Source organism: Streptomyces sp. NPDC034037 (genome assembly GCF_055575715.1).
Window position 1 is genome coordinate 257,187 of record NZ_JBVISC010000003.1, and the last position, 14,674, is coordinate 271,860.

Consider the following 14,674-nt stretch of genomic DNA (forward strand, 5'->3'; position numbering starts at 1 on the left):
CCGGCTGCGGCGCCCCGCTCAGCGGCCGGCGGCGTCGTCGGCCCCATGGCCGCCGAGCCGGCGGTTCACCTCGGCGGTCTGTTCGGCCAGGGCCCGGGCCGTCGCCTCGGCGCGGTCCGCCCGGGCGTTGATGCGGGCGATGTCCTCCTCGATGACCCTGAGGGCCAGCTCGGCCGCGGCGTCCGCGTCCTGCGGGGGCAGATCCTCGGGGAGCTCCGCGAGGGCGCTCTTGACCGCCGGGATGCCGCCCCGTTCGTGGATCTCTTTCCAGAACTCGTAGTCCATCGCGCCATCCTGGCCGATCGGACCGGGGCCACGCGAGTCGGGGCCGCCGTCAGGAGGCGGGATCGGCGGGCGCGCTCACTCTGGACGGCGTGCTGAAGTCGAGTACGTCCTGGGCCGTCTGCTGCGTCTCCTCCGCGGCCTTGCGGGCCGTGGCGAGGACGTCGCCGTGCTCCTGGACGAGGGTGTGGTATATCGGCGCCTGAGTGACATCATTGGCCGTCATGACCTGCGGCTCCTTGTTCGGGGACATGTGATGGGCATCGGCCGTGGGGTGGCCGATCCGCGACCCTACGCGAACTCCGTGGGCGAACGGCACCCGGTCCCGATCATCGGCCCGGGCCTTGTGACCACTTTCACAGGCAGCGGTGGGCGGCACGGACCGGCGGATTAATCGATTTCCCGGGACGGTCCCCCTTGCTACGGTCATCCGCATGAAGCGCGCCATGCACCAGACGACGACGCCGGAGAGTGTCCCGGCGCGCTGACCGATGTTCCAGAGTCAAGAGCCCCGGGGCGAGTGCCCCGGGGCTCTCTCTCGCGGTCACTCGCCCGAACCCGCGCCCTCACGTGCGCGATCCCGTCGAGGAGACCACGATGCACGACCACCGCAGACTCGGCCGCGAACTCGGCCTGTTCGGCACCGATCCCCTGATCGGCGCCGGCCTCCCCTACTGGCTGCCCGAGGGCGCCGCCGTCCGGCACGCCCTGGAGGAGTACATCCGCGACACCGAACGGCGGGCCGGCTACCGCCATGTGTACTCGCCGGTGCTCGGGAAGCGGGAGCTGTACGAGGTCTCCGGGCACTGGGCGCACTACAGCGAGGACATGTTCCCCCCGATGGACGTCGGCGGGGAGCAGGTAGTGCTGCGCCCGAGCCTGTGCCCGCACCACGCGGTGATCTACCGCTCCCGCTCCCACAGCTACCGCGAGCTTCCGCTGCGCATGGCCGAACTCGGCGGCATGTACCGGGCGGAGCTCTCCGGCGTCCTCGGCGGACTGGGCCGGGTGCGGTCCATCCATCTCAACGACGCCCACATCTTCTGCACCCCGGAGCAGGCCGCCGACGAGGCGCGGGCCGCCCTGGGCATGATCCGCGGCGCGTACGCGGCCCTCGGCATCCGCCCGGCGCGCCTGCGGCTCTCGTTGCCGGGGCCCGGCGGCAAGTACGCCGCCGACGCACAGAAGTGGCGGCGGTCCACCGCCCTGTTGCGCGAGGTCCTCGACAACTCCGGTGTCCCCTACGAGGCCGTGGAGGGGGAGGCCGCCTTCTACGGGCCGAAGATCGACGTGCAGGTCGCCGACGCGGCGGGCCGGGAGTCCACCCTCTCCACCGTCCAGATCGACTTCCACCAGCCCGAGCGGTTCGACCTGCACTACATCGGCGCGGACGGCGCGAAGCACCGTCCGGTGATGGTCCACCGCAGTGTCATCGGCAGTGTGGAGAGAGCCGTCGCCCACCTCATCGAGGTGCACGGCGGTGCCTTCCCCGCCTGGCTCTCCCCCACCCAGCTGGTGGTCCTCCCGGTCTCCGAGGCCCAGCTGCCCGACGCCGAGGCGTTCTCGCGGCGGTGCGCGCGGGCGGGGCTGCGGGCCGAGGTGTCCGGGGAGGGGAGTCTCGGCGCCCGGGTGCGGGCGGCCCGGCTCGTGCCCTACCAGGCGGTCATCGGGCCGAAGGAGGCCGCCGCGGGCCGGGTCGCGCTGCGGCTGCGCGACGGGCGCCGGCTCGACGCGCTGCCGGCCGACGAGGTCGTGGCCCGCGTCGAGGCGCTGGTCTCGGCGCGCCGGGCCGAGCTGTGGGAGGCGGAGGGAGGGGAGTCCTGATCTGCCGGTGATCGGCCTCGCGGCGGCTCAGACCGGCGGTGCGACGAACACCCCTCGGTCGGGGTCGTTGAACGACTCCTTGGCCACCAGCTCGTTCATCGCGCCGGCGGTGCCCCACTGGTCGGTGACCTCGGGCCGGGAGAAGTCGTGGACGTGCGGGTGCCAGGTGTCCTCGTCCAGGCACTCCAGCTCGGTGGTGTACTCCACGGTGTTGCCGTGCGGATCCAGGAAGTAGGTGAAGGTGTTGTCGCCCGCCAGATGTCGGCCCGGCCCCCAGATCTTGCGGTGACCGGCCCGCATCACCCGGCCCGAGCCCCGCATGAACTCGTCGATGCCCCGCATCTCGAACGACACGTGGTGCAGCGCCGTGTGCGGCCCCCGCGCGATGGCCATGGAGTGGTGCTGGTCGCTGATCCGCATGAAGTGCAGGATCTCGCCCGTATGCGGCGAGCCGAGCGTGTCGGACAGGACGAAGCCGAGGTGGCGCTCGTACCACCGGCGGGTCCTGTTCAGATCGGCGGAGTTCAGCACCACGTGGGAGAGCTTGACCGGGATCGCCTCCCTCTCCTCGATCCGGCGGTGCCGGCGCACCGCGACGTCGGCCGACACCTCGATGGTACGGCCGTCGACGTCGAAGAACCGGAAGCCGTAGCCGCCACCGGGGGTGTCGATCCTCCCCGGGCGGGTGATCAACCGCACGCCGCCCGCGAGGAGCCGCTCGGCGAGCGTGTCCACGTCCGCGGGGCTCGCTGCCCCGTAGGACACGAGGTCGAGCCGCTTCTCGTCGGCCTCGCGCAGCCGTACGACGTACTGCTCGGGCGAGCCCTCGGCGGCGAGGAAGGAGAGGCCGGAGTCCTCGGCGACCTTGGTCAGTCCCCAGACGCCGGCGTAGAAGTCGAGTTGCCTGTCGTGGTCGGGTACGGCCAGGTCGACGTGGCGCAGGTGGGTGAGCAGACGTGCGCTCATGGTTCCTCCTCGGGCGGGAGCGGCGAAGGGCGGGCTCAGGGCGATTGCGTGAGCAGGGCCGTGACGCGGGCCATCAGGCCGGGCAGGTCGGCATCGCGCACCCCGTCGAGCTGCCACCGGCCGATCTGCACGGACGCCTCCACGACGGCCCGCACCCGCGGGATGCGGCGCTGGTAGTAGGCGTGGAACAGCGCGTCGTCCCACGTGGCGGTGGTGGTGAGCAGTTCGGCGAGGACGAGGGTGTCCTCCAGGGACATGGCGGCGCCCTGGGCGATGGTCGGCGGGCAGCAGTGGGCGGCGTCCCCGGCGAGGACCACCCTGCCCCGGTGCCAGGAGCCCTCGACCAGCAGCTGCTCGCACCAGGTGTAGTTGACCCGGGCCGGGTCGGTGATGTGCGCGGTGATCTCGGGCCAGTGACCGCCGTATTCCTTGGCTGCCCGGCTCATCTCGTCCGCGTACGACTGAGCCGGGATGGCGGCGCGGTCGCGCTGGGCCTCGACCACGAACGCGTAGAGAGTGGAGTCACCGGTGGGGCAGTAGCCCGCGATCAACGCGGGCCCGCCATAGGCGAGTTCGGCGTGTGTCACTCCGGCGGGGCGTGGAGCGGCGACGCGCCAGACGGCCAGGCCGGTCGGGGCGGGCACGGTGGTGATGCCGATGGCCGCGCGGGTGGCGGAGCGCAGGCCGTCGGCGGCGATCACCAGGTCGTAGCGGCCTTCCGTGCCGTCGCTGAAGCGGACGGTCACCCCGTCGGCGTCCTGGTCCAGCGCGTCGGCCGTGGTGCCCAGCCGCACGTCGGCACCGCAGGCCCGGACGGCTTCGACGAGGATCTGCTGGAGGCGTGGGCGCCGCATCCCGAGGGAGGCGGGCAGGTCGTCGCCGCCGCTCCGGATGTCGTGGGCGACGTGCAGGACCGTGCCGTCGGGGGCGTTGATCCCGACCGCGTCGAAGCCGCAGCCGGATGCCTGCACCCGCTCCCACACGCCGAGTTCGCGCAGGACCCGCAGGGCGTTGCCCTGCAAGGTGATCCCGGAGCCGGCGGTGGCGTTCCAGTCGTCCTTCGCCTCGATCAGGTCGACGGTCACACCGGCGCGGCGCAGGAGGATCGTCATGGCGTTGCCGGCCGTGCCGCCGCCGATCACGAGGACCTTGCGGGGTGTGCTCATGGGGGATTTCCTCTGGTGTACGGGCCGCGGGGCGGCGGTCGGGTTCACGGTGTCGCCCGCGCCGCGCGGCGGGCGTCCGGCGCCACGCAGCTGGTGCGCTGTGCGCCGAGTCCGGTGATGGAGGCGTCCATGACGTCGCCGTCGCGCAGGAGCCGGCCCCAGTGCATGCCGTTGCCGGCCGGGGAGCCCGTCATGACGAGGTCGCCGGGCAGGAGCCGTGCGGTGTGCGAGGCGTACGCGACCAGGCGGCCCACGTCGAAGATCATGTCCTTGGTGGTCTCGTCCTGCATCGTCCGGCCGTTCAGCTTCAGCGTCAGACGCAGGTCGCCGGGGTCGGTGATCGCTTCGGCGGGGACGATCCAGGGGCCGAGCGGGGTGAAGCCGGGCGCGTTCTTCGACCGCAGCCAGTCCGTTCCGATCTGCGGCATGTCCCGCCTGAAGACACCGGCGCGGTCGGTGAGGTCGTTGGCGATCGTGTAGCCGGCGACGTACTCCAGCGCCGCGTGCGCGGGCACCTGGTGGGCGGTGCGTCCGATGACCGCCGCCAACTCCAGTTCCCAGTCCGGCTTCTCGGCCCAGGCGGGCAGCGTCACGTCGTCGTAGGGGCCGGTGACGGCACTCGGCAGGCCGATGAAGACGTACGGCAGGTCCTCCGCCGCCCGCCGGTCCATGAGCTCCGCGGCCTCGGCCCGCGCTTCCTCGGCCGAGCGGCCGTCGGCGGGGTCGCGGTGGGCGACATGCAGGTCGATCACGTGCTTGCGGTAGTTCGCGCCGCACTGGAAGACCTGGCGCGGTTCGACGGGGGCGTGCACCCTGAAGTCCGCCAGCGGCCGCCGCTCCACGCCCGCGTCCGTCGCCAACGCGCGCAATGTGGGCAGCAGTTCGTCCCACCGTTCCAGGACGGTGCGGGTCGTCGCCGTGGCGTCGCCCAGGGTCGGCCGGAGGTCCAGCGCGCGCCGGTCGGGGGTGACGAGCGCCGGGAAGGCGGGGCCGTCGGGGCCGGACAGGGTGCCGAGGGCGAAGGGACCGGCGAAGGGCTCGGAAGGGGGCGCGGGTTGCACGGAACATGTCCTCCTGATGGCCATGCCACCAATCTGACGCCCCGACACCACATCAGGGAAATCGATTGCATGGATGCCGGACATCCGCTGCCTTTATAGTCACAGGTCAGAGCCGTCGTATCGCGGAGGGACCCGGTGAATCTCGCCCGTCTCGACCTCAACCTCGTCGTGGCGTTGCGTGCCCTCCTCGAAGAGCGCAACGTCACCCGCGCCGGTCGGCGCGTCGGCCTCAGCCAGCCCGCCATGAGCGCCGCGCTGGCCCGGCTGCGCCGCCACTTCGGCGACGACCTGCTGACCCGCACCGGCGGACAGTACGAGCTCACGGCCCTCGGGCAGGTCCTCCTCGACCGCACCGGGACGGCGTACGACCTCCTCGAGCGGTTGTTCAGCACCCAGGCGACCTTCGAACCGGCCACGGAGAGCCGGGAGTTCACGCTCATGGCCTCCGACTACGCCGTCGCCGTCCTCGGCGCCGAACTCGCCCGGGTGATCCACCGCGAGGCTCCCGGCGTCCGCCTGCGGTTCACGCGCATGCCGGCCGCCCCGGTGGAGGAGACCGGGACCGCGCTCAGTGCCCATGACGGGCTCTTCATGCCGCACGGGATCGTCAGCGACCTGCCCTACGCCGACCTGTACGAGGACCGCTGGGTCTTCCTCGTCGCCGACGACAACGACGAGGTCGCGGCCGAGCTGACCCGGGACGACCTGGCCCGGCTGCCCTGGGTGACCTACCAGCGCGCCTACGACACCCCGGCCGTACGGCAGTTGGGCATGCTCGGTGTCGAGCCCCGCGTGGAGGTGTCCGTCGACAGCTTCCAGGTGCTGCCCCTGATGGTCGCGGGCACCCGGCGCATCGCGCTCGTCCAGGAGCGGCTGGCCCGGTTGCTCGCCGGGGTCGCGCCGGTGCGCGTCATGCGGCCCCCTTATGACGCCGTACCCGTGCAGGAAGCCCTGTGGTGGCATCCCGTCCACACGCACGACGCGGCGCACAGATGGCTGCGCGCCACGGCGGTGCGCGTGGGGCGGGGGCTGCACGACGTCTGACCCCACCGCACCGCGCCCTTCGGCGGTCCGAGCGACCCCTCGCGGCAAACGTTTGCCTTGTCATGCCCACCTCACACCGGTGGTTCTTTGAGAGCCTCCCGGCCCCGGGGAAACAAGGGTCCGACCCCCTTCCTCTTCGGGTCGGCTCCGGGATACCCCTGGTGGGACAGGACCTGGTCCACTCCCCCACCCCACAGGAAGTGAGTCACGCCGTGAACGACGCCTTGGCCGACCGGCCCTTGACCTCCGGCTGGTCCGTGGACGACCGCTGCACGAACTGCGACGTCGCCAGGCAGCTCGCCCCTGACCTCATCCGGGAGGTCGACGGCCGCTCCGAGATCCTCCGCCAGCCGCGCGACGCGGCGGAGGAACGCCTGCTGTACGCCGCCGCGTTCGCCTGCCACACCCGTTCGATCCGGCCCGCCTCCGGGCGGCTGGAAGAGGAGCGGGACCCCTATCCCCTGCCCGTCGACGACACCGTCCTGTTCTGCGGGCACAACTCCCAGCGCACCGCGGGCGCCAACGCCTACCTGCTGCGCCGCCCTTCGGGGAACCTGATGATGGTGGACACCCCGCGCTGGAGCGAGGCGCTGGCGGCCCGGTACGAGAGGATCGGGCCCGTCACGGACGTGCTGCTCACCCACCGGGACCACGCCGCGCACGGCCGGCGGTACGCCGACCGCTTAGGGGCCGCGCTGTGGATCCACGAGGGTGATCTGGACGCGGCGCCGGACGCCGACCACGTGCTGCGCGGAACGCGGAGCGTCGAGATCGGCGACGGCGTCCTCGCCCATCCGCTGCCGGGCCACACCCGGGGCAGCGTGCTGTACGTCGCCGATGAGCGGTACTGCTTCAGCGGGGACAGTTTCTACTGGTCGCGCACGACGGGGGACATCGAGGTGGCCGAGAGCGTCACCTGGTACTCCATCGAGGAGTTGGCGGCCTCGCTGGCCCGCACGGCCGAACGGCTCCGCTTCGAATGGCTGCTGCCCGGGCACGGCGACCGCAGGCAGCTGACCGTCACCGAAGCGGCACGGCGGATGCGGGCGCTGACCGCCCGGACGGCGACCCTGCGCCCCCGGCCCGTGGACTTCACCGCCCTGCGCTGGTGACCTGCCTCAACGACGCGCGACCCGCCCTCGGCGGCGCGTACGTGCGCCGGGTGCCGCTCCTGTCTACCGTCGCTCGCATGACGACTGAACGACAGAGCCCACAGAGCTACGAGATCCTGCTCGTCCCCGAGTTCACCGAGGACGGAAGGAGCACCGGCGACACGCGCGGAGCGCTGCGTTCCGCCGTCGTGGTCGCCACCGGCGAGACGGGTGCCTCCGGCTATCCCCGGTACGCGGGGGACGGCATGGAGGCCGACATCGACCCCGCGACCCGGTCCGTCGAGGCGCTGCTCGTCGACGGGGCCGAGCTGGACTACGGCCTTTCGGCGCGGGTCGCGGACGTCCGGGGCGGCTGAGCCCGCCGGGCCGTCCCCGGAGGGGCCGGCGGCGGCCGCATCACAACCGAGGGCCCGTGCCACGGCCGGACCGTGGCACGGGCCCTGGCGGTGCGCTCACTCCGTGGCCTCGGCCTCCACCGGCTTGGGGATGAGGAAGGACGTCGCGAAGGCCGCCGCGATGAGCACGACGCCGGCGATCATGCCTGCCGTGTATCCGGCCGGCGAGGTCTTGTCGGCCGGTTCCGCGGCGGTCTGCACGGCGTACAGGACGGCGAAGCTGAGCCCGGCGCCGAGGTTGAAGGCGCCCGCGTTCAGACCGGGCAGGAAGCCCGGGTTCTCCTTCGGCGAGAGCACGATGCCGAGGCCGTTGAGGACGATGTTGCCCACGCCCGCGTAGGTGACGCCGATGAGGATCGACGCGACCAGGAGCAGCAGCCGCGAGTCGGCGTGCAGGGTGAACAGCATCAGGGCCACGGTGACGATCGAGCCGATGAGGCCGAGGCGCAGGACGCGCCCGTACCCGTACGTGGCGGCCAGGCGCCCGGCGATGGGGCCCATGGCGAGACCGGCGAGGGCGTACGGGGTCAGGGTCCACCAGGCCGACTGCTCGGCGCTCATCCCGAAGCCGGCCTGCGCGTCCTGGGCGAAGGCGGGGATCATGCCGTTCATCACGGCGAAGACGCCGGTCATGGTGAGGACGGTGGTGAGCAGCAGGGCCCAGGTGGAGCGCCGGCGCAGGTGGCGGGTGGCGACCAGGGGGTGGCTGCTGCGGTCCTCGGTGCGCCAGAAGAGGACGAAGGCGACGGCGGTGACGACGAAGAGGCCGGCGACCAGCGGCCAGTTCGCGGCGGCCAGCTTGCCCGCTTCGTTCAGGGCGATGAGGGCGGCGCCCACCGAGACGACCAGGAACGTGACGCCGGGCCAGTCCATCCGGGTGTCGGCGGTGGCGGTGGCCCTGGACTCCGGGGTGAGGGTGGCGACCATGAGCGCGGCGATGGCGGCCACGCCCGCCATCGCCCAGAAGACCGACTGGAAGCCGTGATGGTCGGCGAGGTAGCCGCCCGCGAGGGAATCGACGCCCGCGATGCCGCCGTTGACGGCGGTGATGACGCCGAGCAGCGTGCCGTACTTCTTCGGCTCGTGGACCTCGTTGCGCAGCATGATCAGGCAGAGCGGCACAGTGGGCCCGGAGACGCCCTGGATGACGCGGCCCACGAAGAGCATGGGCACGCTCTCGGCGAGGGCGGCGACGAGGCAGCCGACGACCATGAGCGCGAGCATCCCGCCGAGCACCTTGCGGCGTCCGACGAGGTCGCCGAGGCGCGGCAGGAACAGCGAGAAGAGCGCGGCGGAGGTGAAGAAGGCGGTCTGGGTGAGGCCGATCTCCGCGGAGGTCGCCCCGAGGGAGTCCTCGATGTTCTTCAGGGCGGGGCTGAGCATGCTCGCGTTGAGCTGGAAGGCGAAGCACGCCGCGAGGAGGGCGGTGACCAGGACGCCGATGCGCACCGGTCGGGAGCCGCGGGCGCCGCCGGGCGCGGCGGCCGGTTCGGTGAAGGAGGCGTTCATGCGGGGACGTCACCGATCCGCTCGAGGGCGTCCACGACCAGGTCCCAGAAACGCCGGTGGTCCAGGTCCACGGCGACCTGCGTGTGGCAGTCGGCGGGCGCGGGCGCCCGGAGGTCCGTCACGGTCATGCCGAGGGTGAGGGTGCCGGTCAGCTCGATGTCGACGGGGGCCTTGCGGACGGTCATGACGTCGGGGTCGATGACGTACGCGACCGCGCACGGGTCGTGCACCGGCGGGGCCGCGAAGCCCTGGGACTGCAGGTACATGGCGCCGAAGAAGTCGAGCAGTTCGTTGACGAAGACGGCGGGGCGCGTGCCGACCTTCGCGATGCGCTCGACGACCTCGGGGGTGGCGAGTGCCTGGTGGGTCAGGTCGAGGCCGACCATGGTGAGCGGCCAGCGCTCGTTGAAGACGATGTGCGCGGCCTCGGGGTCGATCTTGATGTTGAACTCGGCGACGGGGCTCCAGTTGCCCGTGTGGTAGCCGCCGCCCATCAGGACGACCTCGCGGACGCGCTCGACGATGCGGGGCTCCTTGCGGGCGGCCATGGCGATGTTGGTGAGGCCGGCGGTGGGCACGAGGGTGATCTCGCCGGGCTCGTGCGCCATGACGGTGTCGATGATCAGGTCGACGGCGTGGCGCTCGTCCAGGGCCAGCGTCGGCTCGGGCATGACGGGGCCGTCGATGCCGCTCTCGCCGTGGATCTCCGGTGCCGTCTCAATGGTGCGCACCAGGGGGCGGGAGCAGCCGGCCGCGAAGGGCACGCCGGTGATGTTCGCGATGCGGGCCACCGACAGGGCGTTGCGGGTGACCTTCTCCAGGGTCTGGTTGCCCACCACGGTGGTGACGGCGACCAGCTCCACATCCGGGTTGCCGTGCGCCAGGAGCATGGCGATCGCGTCGTCATGTCCCGGATCGCAGTCCAGGATGATCTTTCGGGGCATCGCGGAACCTCTTTGTTCGGCTGAGCCGCTGCCACCCCGACGGGCGCGGGGCGGAAACGGCTCGGGAAAACGTTCTCCGAAGACTCTGTGCACAGTGGCGAATTATGTCAATGGCCGAAACCACACCCAGGCAAACTCGCCCGGAACGGACACGCTCCCGTACGGCACGAAAAGGGGGCATGAAGGCGCAATCCGTCCCGCTGTGCGGCCTGGTCGGACCCTGACCGGACCCTGGTTGTGACGAACGTCCGCTGATAACGTTTACCGGTACCTGTCGGCTTGTCGAAGGGGGCGCGGCGTGGCCGACGCAACGCTGCGAGATGTGGCCCGGGCCTGCGGCTGCTCCGTCGCCACGGTCTCCCGGGTCCTGGCCGGTACGCGGCCCGTCGGCGCCGAGACGGCCCGCCGGGTGCGGGAGGCCGCCGAGGCGCTCGGCTACCGCCCCAATCACGCGGCCCGGGCGCTGCGCGGGCGCTCCACGGGCACGGTCGGCCTGGTCCTGCCGCAGATCACGAACCCCTTCTACCCGACGCTCGTACGGGAGTTGACGCACGCCCTGCACGCCGACGGGCGCGCCGTGCTGCTCGCCGACTGCGACGACGACCCGGTGGCCGAGGCGGAGTACGTGGCGGACCTGCTCGGCCGGCAGGTCGACGCCCTGCTGGTGATCCCGGCGCACGAGGAGCGCAGCCGGGCGGCGGTGGCCGCGGCGGCGGCGCGGGTGCCGCTCGTGCTGATGGACCGCGGCTGCGGGCCCGGCGTCGCCGACTCCGTCGCCGTCGACAACGCCGCCGGCATGGCCCTCGTCCTCGATCATCTGGCGGCCACCGGACGCAGGCGCGTCTGCTTCCTCGGGGCGGCCGGGACGGCGTCCACCGCCGCCGAGCGGCGCGGGGCCTACGCGGCCCGGGCGCTGGCGCTCGCCCCCGGCGCTCCGGAGCGGGTGGCCCTCGGCGACTTCTCCGTGGAGTGGGGCCGGGCCGCCGTCGACGAGGTGTGGCCGGCCCGCCCGGACGCCCTGGTGTGCGCCAACGACCTGATCGCGATCGGGGCGCTCCAACGGCTCCAGCAGCTGGGCGTCGACGTGCCGGGCGAGGTCGCCGTGACGGGCTTCGACGACATCCCGATGGCGGGGCTGTCCGCGCCGGGCGTCACGACGGTCCGCCAGCCGGTGGCGGAACTGGCCGCCGAGGCGGCGCGGCTCCTGGGCCTGCGCCTGTCGGGCGAGCGCGCGGGCCCGCAGCAGGCGGTACGGCTCGCGCCGCAACTGGTCGTACGGGAGTCGAGCGTGCCGCGGCGCGCGAGCGTGCCGGCGCCGGCCGCGGGGGCCGGGACGGTACCCGCCCCGTAGCGGGCCGCCCGCTCGGACGCGAGTGCGCTGCGTCCGACTTCCCGAGGGGCCTTACTCAGTGCGGCGCGCGCACCGGGGTGCGATCGGCGGCCGGTTGCCCCGGGGGCGCTCGGGCCGCCGATCTTCTGTGGGGCGAGGCCGGTCAGACGGTCAGGCGGCCGATCTCCTGCGGGTCGAGGCCGGTCAGCTGGGCGATGCGCTGCGCGGGGATTCCCGCGGTCAGGGCGCGGTGCACGAGCGCCTCCCAGTCCTGAGTCGTCTCCCGGAACTCGAGCAGTTCGCCCTCCAGCTCCGTCACGGCCGGCGGCGCGCACTCCTGCTGCACCTTCAGCGTCTCCTCCTCACTCAGCGGCACCGGCAACCGCTCGGCCTCCTCGGGGATGAGCGCCTGTGCCTCGGCGGGCAGGATCCGCACCGCTTCCGACGACGCGGAGACCTCGTGGGCCTGCAACCAGCCGTGCACGGCCGGGGTTTCCGAGCACTCCAAGGGGCCGACGGCGGCGAGGGCCGCACCCAGTCGGGGGTGCCGGTCGGGAAGGAGGAACAGGTATGCGTCATCGGCCATCGTGGGACATCGCCTTCTCGTTTCGAACATGTACCTGGCGCCGAAGTCGGCGCCCAGGCAACACGTGCCCGGCGGTCGGCCGTTCACGCAGAGCCCGCGGACCGACCTCCTGCCCCCAGCATGCCATCGACCGCCGCCGTCGCCGCCGCCACGAAAGCGGCGATCGCCGGATGCGCGCCACCGCCCGCGCGGAACGCGACCTTCGAGCGGCGGAACAAGGGCAGCTCCGTGAGCACCACGCCCGCCGGGCTCGGCACGGCGGCCATCTCCGGCACGAAGCCGGCTCCCTGCCCGGCGGCGACCAGTGCGAGCACGGTGCGGAAGTCGTTGACCTGGTGTCGGATCCTCGGCTGGAACCCGGCGGCCTGACACGCGCGTACCGCCATGGCGTGACCGGTCGTACCGTCCCGGGCGGTGATCCAGGGGACTTCGGCGCACGGTCCGAGCAGCGCCGCCAGTGCGGCCAGCGTGCCGCCGGGGCCGGCGGGCGCGGTGGCAGTCGCGGTCACGTCACTCTCACGAGTGGTGGCGGTCGCGGCCCGGGTGACCAGGTACATCGGCTCTTCCAGCAGGGGGACCTCCTCCACCGTCGTGTCCGGGGACGCGGGTACGAAGTCGTAGTCGTGGACGAGGGCCACGTCGAGCTCGCCGGCCCGCAGCCCGTCGGAGACGCGCGCGGAGTCGATCTCCCGCACCATCGGCTCCAACGCGGGGTGCCGAAAGGCCAGTTCGGCCAGCGCGGCGGGGACGATGGTGTGACCGCCGGAGGGAAAGGTCCCGATACGCAGGGGTCCGCCGACGCCGTCCCGCGCGCCCGCCAGCTCGGCGACCGCCTGTTCGAGGCGGTTCAGCACCGCGTCGGCGTGCGCGACGAGGGACCGGCCGGCGGGCGTGAGGACCACCCGCCTGCCGCTGCGTTCCAGCAGCGGCACGCCCGCCTCCCTCTCCAGCACCCCCAGTTGCTGGGAGACGGCGGACGCGGTGAAGGTCAGCGCCTCGGCCACGGCGGCGATGGTGCCCCGCCGGTGCAGTTCGCGGAGCAGATGAAGACGACGGACATCGAGCATAAGTTCAGCTTAGGTGTGAGGGCAGAAATCAGAAATGGATCTACCGGGTGGGTGTGGGCCAGGGTGGGAGCCATGAAGCCCGAACCGATCTTCGACGGCCTGTACGTCCCCCTGGTGACCCCGTTCACCGACGATCTGCGCCTGGCCCCCGACGCGCTGGCCCGACTCGCCGACGAGGCCCTGTCGGACGGAGCCGCCGGTCTCGTCGCCCTCGGCACGACCGCCGAGACCGCCACGTTGTCCGCGCAGGAGAGAGAGACGGTGATACGTGTCTGCTCGGCCGCCTGCCGGGCGCACGGCGCACCGCTCATCGTCGGGGTCGGCACCAATGACACCGCCGCCGCCATCACCTCGCTGCGCGCCCTGGCCGCCAGGGGGGACATCGCCGCGGCGCTGGTCCCCGCGCCGCCGTACACCCGGCCCGGGGAAGCGGGGACCCTGGCGCACTTCACGGCGCTGGCCGAGCACGGCGGCCTCCCGCTGGTGGTGTACGACATTCCCTACCGCACCGGGCAGCCGCTCGGCGCCGGCACGATCGCGGCGCTCGGCCGCCTGCCGGGGGTCGTCGGCATCAAGCACGCGACCGGCATGATCGACGCCACCACGATGGAACTGCTCGACTCTCCCCCACCCGGCTTCGCCGTGCTCGGCGGTGACGACATCGTCCTCTCGCCGCTCGTCGCGGCGGGCGCCCACGGCGGAATCGTCGCGTCGGCCAACGTGCGCACCGCCGACTTCGCCGAACTGATCGCCCTGTGGCGCCGCGGCGCCGCCACCCCCGCCCGCGACCTCGGAGCCGAACTGGCCCGCCTGTCCGCAGCCTTGTTCACCGAACCGAACCCCACGGTGATCAAGGGCCTACTGCACACCCAGAACCGCATCCCGAGCCCGTCCGTCCGCCTGCCCCTCCTGCCCGCCTCGGCGGATTCGGTGCGTCGGGCGGCACGCATGGCGGAGGCGCTCGACGGGAAGCTGCGGTCAAGGAGCTGACCCATGAGCCGACCGCCCTGGAGGGCCGATGAACATTCCCGCCGCCAAAGTCGCCGCGGCGAAGAAGTGGGCGTGGGGCACGTTCTCACTGACCCTGCTGCTGAACTTAATCGACACTGTCTGGCACCTCTCGGGCCCGCTGTGGTTCACGGTGCACACGGTGGCCGCCATCCTGTTCACCGCCGCGCTCATCACGTACGTGGTTCTCGTCGTCAGGTCGCGCCGCGAGTCGAACAGGGTCGGTGAGAGCCAGACCTGAGCGACGACTCCCCTGAGGCCTTGCAGCAGCCGCCCCACCCCAGCCATACGGGCAGCCGGTCTCGCACCCTGGGCGTTCGCCGGACGGGGCTGGTCAGCCTGTTCCCCCGCGCGTCATACTTGCGGCTCGTGTCCCGCGC

At 72.5% G+C, this 14,674-nt stretch carries 16 protein-coding genes; 7 read left to right on the plus strand and 9 right to left on the minus strand.

The genetic code is table 11. The annotated features are described in order from the left end of the window. Positions 1-18: 18 nt before the first annotated feature. Together ACZ516_RS11725 and ACZ516_RS11730 are read right to left on the minus strand one after the other, a co-directional pair. Positions 19-285 (minus strand): hypothetical protein, encoded by a 267-nt coding sequence (locus tag ACZ516_RS11725; RefSeq protein WP_361084998.1) that lies wholly within the window; start codon positions 283-285, stop codon positions 19-21. Between the two features lie 49 nt (positions 286-334). Beyond that, on the minus strand, positions 335-508 hold the full coding sequence (locus ACZ516_RS11730; RefSeq protein WP_358589139.1) for a hypothetical protein: 174 nt from the start codon (positions 506-508) through the stop codon (positions 335-337). 371 nt (positions 509-879) lie between these two features. Between ACZ516_RS11730 and thrS the strand changes: the two genes are divergently transcribed. Next, entirely contained in the window at positions 880-2,106 is a 1,227-nt protein-coding gene (thrS, locus tag ACZ516_RS11735; protein ID WP_469009854.1) for a threonine--tRNA ligase, read from the plus strand. A gap of 27 nt (positions 2,107-2,133) precedes the next feature. Here the strand turns inward: thrS and ACZ516_RS11740 are convergent, their stop codons facing one another. The 3 genes from ACZ516_RS11740 to ACZ516_RS11750 are packed head-to-tail and all read right to left on the minus strand — an operon-like array spanning position 2,134 to position 5,323. After that, complete coding sequence (locus ACZ516_RS11740) at positions 2,134-3,072, minus strand: VOC family protein (RefSeq protein WP_469009856.1); 939 nt, start codon at positions 3,070-3,072, stop codon at positions 2,134-2,136. Between the two features lie 35 nt (positions 3,073-3,107). Beyond that, positions 3,108-4,238, minus strand: a complete 1,131-nt coding sequence (locus ACZ516_RS11745; protein ID WP_469009857.1) for an FAD-dependent oxidoreductase — start codon at positions 4,236-4,238, stop codon at positions 3,108-3,110. A gap of 44 nt (positions 4,239-4,282) precedes the next feature. Continuing rightward, positions 4,283-5,323, minus strand: a complete 1,041-nt coding sequence (locus ACZ516_RS11750; protein ID WP_469010455.1) for a fumarylacetoacetate hydrolase family protein — start codon at positions 5,321-5,323, stop codon at positions 4,283-4,285. A gap of 111 nt (positions 5,324-5,434) precedes the next feature. Between ACZ516_RS11750 and ACZ516_RS11755 the strand changes: the two genes are divergently transcribed. The 3 genes from ACZ516_RS11755 (at position 5,435) to ACZ516_RS11765 (ending at position 7,811) form a co-directional block, all read left to right on the plus strand. Then, positions 5,435-6,343 (plus strand): LysR family transcriptional regulator, encoded by a 909-nt coding sequence (locus ACZ516_RS11755; RefSeq protein ID WP_469009858.1) that lies wholly within the window; start codon positions 5,435-5,437, stop codon positions 6,341-6,343. 212 nt (positions 6,344-6,555) lie between these two features. After that, the gene (locus ACZ516_RS11760) at positions 6,556-7,455 is read left to right on the plus strand and encodes an MBL fold metallo-hydrolase (protein ID WP_358589130.1); all 900 of its coding nucleotides are present in this window, start codon (positions 6,556-6,558) and stop codon (positions 7,453-7,455) included. Between the two features lie 77 nt (positions 7,456-7,532). Continuing rightward, positions 7,533-7,811, plus strand: coding sequence for a hypothetical protein (locus tag ACZ516_RS11765; protein ID WP_358589128.1), 279 nt, complete (start codon positions 7,533-7,535; stop codon positions 7,809-7,811). A 96-nt stretch (positions 7,812-7,907) separates the two neighbouring features. Here ACZ516_RS11765 and uriT read toward each other — a convergent pair whose 3' ends face one another. Together uriT and uriH are read right to left on the minus strand one after the other, a co-directional pair. Then, the gene (uriT, locus tag ACZ516_RS11770; protein ID WP_469009859.1) at positions 7,908-9,359 is read right to left on the minus strand and encodes a uridine transporter UriT; all 1,452 of its coding nucleotides are present in this window, start codon (positions 9,357-9,359) and stop codon (positions 7,908-7,910) included. Beyond that, positions 9,356-10,303 carry a uridine-preferring nucleoside hydrolase UriH gene (uriH, locus tag ACZ516_RS11775; RefSeq protein WP_361085013.1) on the minus strand — a complete coding sequence of 316 codons (948 nt, stop codon included), beginning with the start codon at positions 10,301-10,303 and terminating at the stop codon, positions 9,356-9,358. The genes uriT and uriH overlap by 4 nt, the downstream gene beginning before the upstream one ends. Before the next feature lie 298 nt (positions 10,304-10,601). Between uriH and ACZ516_RS11780 the strand changes: the two genes are divergently transcribed. Continuing rightward, a complete protein-coding gene (locus tag ACZ516_RS11780) occupies positions 10,602-11,654 on the plus strand; it encodes a LacI family DNA-binding transcriptional regulator (protein WP_469009860.1) in 1,053 nt (350 codons plus the stop codon). A 142-nt stretch (positions 11,655-11,796) separates the two neighbouring features. Here the strand turns inward: ACZ516_RS11780 and ACZ516_RS11785 are convergent, their stop codons facing one another. Further along, complete coding sequence (locus ACZ516_RS11785; RefSeq protein WP_358584473.1) at positions 11,797-12,219, minus strand: DUF6003 family protein; 423 nt, start codon at positions 12,217-12,219, stop codon at positions 11,797-11,799. A gap of 83 nt (positions 12,220-12,302) precedes the next feature. After that, positions 12,303-13,286, minus strand: coding sequence for a LysR family transcriptional regulator (locus ACZ516_RS11790; protein WP_469009861.1), 984 nt, complete (start codon positions 13,284-13,286; stop codon positions 12,303-12,305). 72 nt (positions 13,287-13,358) lie between these two features. Here ACZ516_RS11790 and ACZ516_RS11795 point away from each other — a divergent pair, with 72 nt between their 5' ends. Together ACZ516_RS11795 and ACZ516_RS11800 are read left to right on the plus strand one after the other, a co-directional pair. Beyond that, entirely contained in the window at positions 13,359-14,276 is a 918-nt protein-coding gene (locus ACZ516_RS11795; RefSeq protein ID WP_361085023.1) for a 4-hydroxy-tetrahydrodipicolinate synthase family protein, read from the plus strand. 28 nt (positions 14,277-14,304) lie between these two features. Further along, positions 14,305-14,535: a hypothetical protein gene (locus tag ACZ516_RS11800; protein ID WP_469009863.1), complete on the plus strand. Its 231-nt coding sequence runs from the start codon at positions 14,305-14,307 to the stop codon at positions 14,533-14,535. Positions 14,536-14,674 lie beyond the last annotated feature (139 nt).

Bases quoted from the DNA above. Each gene is read 5' to 3' on its own strand.
- ACZ516_RS11725 (WP_361084998.1), bottom strand. From the start codon at position 285: ATGGACTACGAGTTCTGGAAAGAGATCCACGAACGGGGCGGCATCCCG.
- ACZ516_RS11730 (WP_358589139.1), bottom strand. From the start codon at position 508: ATGACGGCCAATGATGTCACTCAGGCGCCGATATACCACACCCTCGTC.
- thrS (WP_469009854.1), top strand. From the start codon at position 880: ATGCACGACCACCGCAGACTCGGCCGCGAACTCGGCCTGTTCGGCACC.
- ACZ516_RS11740 (WP_469009856.1), bottom strand. From the start codon at position 3,072: ATGAGCGCACGTCTGCTCACCCACCTGCGCCACGTCGACCTGGCCGTA.
- ACZ516_RS11745 (WP_469009857.1), bottom strand. From the start codon at position 4,238: ATGAGCACACCCCGCAAGGTCCTCGTGATCGGCGGCGGCACGGCCGGC.
- ACZ516_RS11750 (WP_469010455.1), bottom strand. From the start codon at position 5,323: ATGGCCATCAGGAGGACATGTTCCGTGCAACCCGCGCCCCCTTCCGAG.
- ACZ516_RS11765 (WP_358589128.1), top strand. From the start codon at position 7,533: ATGACGACTGAACGACAGAGCCCACAGAGCTACGAGATCCTGCTCGTC.
- uriT (WP_469009859.1), bottom strand. From the start codon at position 9,359: ATGAACGCCTCCTTCACCGAACCGGCCGCCGCGCCCGGCGGCGCCCGC.
- uriH (WP_361085013.1), bottom strand. From the start codon at position 10,303: ATGCCCCGAAAGATCATCCTGGACTGCGATCCGGGACATGACGACGCG.
- ACZ516_RS11785 (WP_358584473.1), bottom strand. From the start codon at position 12,219: ATGGCCGATGACGCATACCTGTTCCTCCTTCCCGACCGGCACCCCCGA.
- ACZ516_RS11790 (WP_469009861.1), bottom strand. From the start codon at position 13,286: ATGCTCGATGTCCGTCGTCTTCATCTGCTCCGCGAACTGCACCGGCGG.
- ACZ516_RS11795 (WP_361085023.1), top strand. From the start codon at position 13,359: ATGAAGCCCGAACCGATCTTCGACGGCCTGTACGTCCCCCTGGTGACC.
- ACZ516_RS11800 (WP_469009863.1), top strand. From the start codon at position 14,305: ATGAACATTCCCGCCGCCAAAGTCGCCGCGGCGAAGAAGTGGGCGTGG.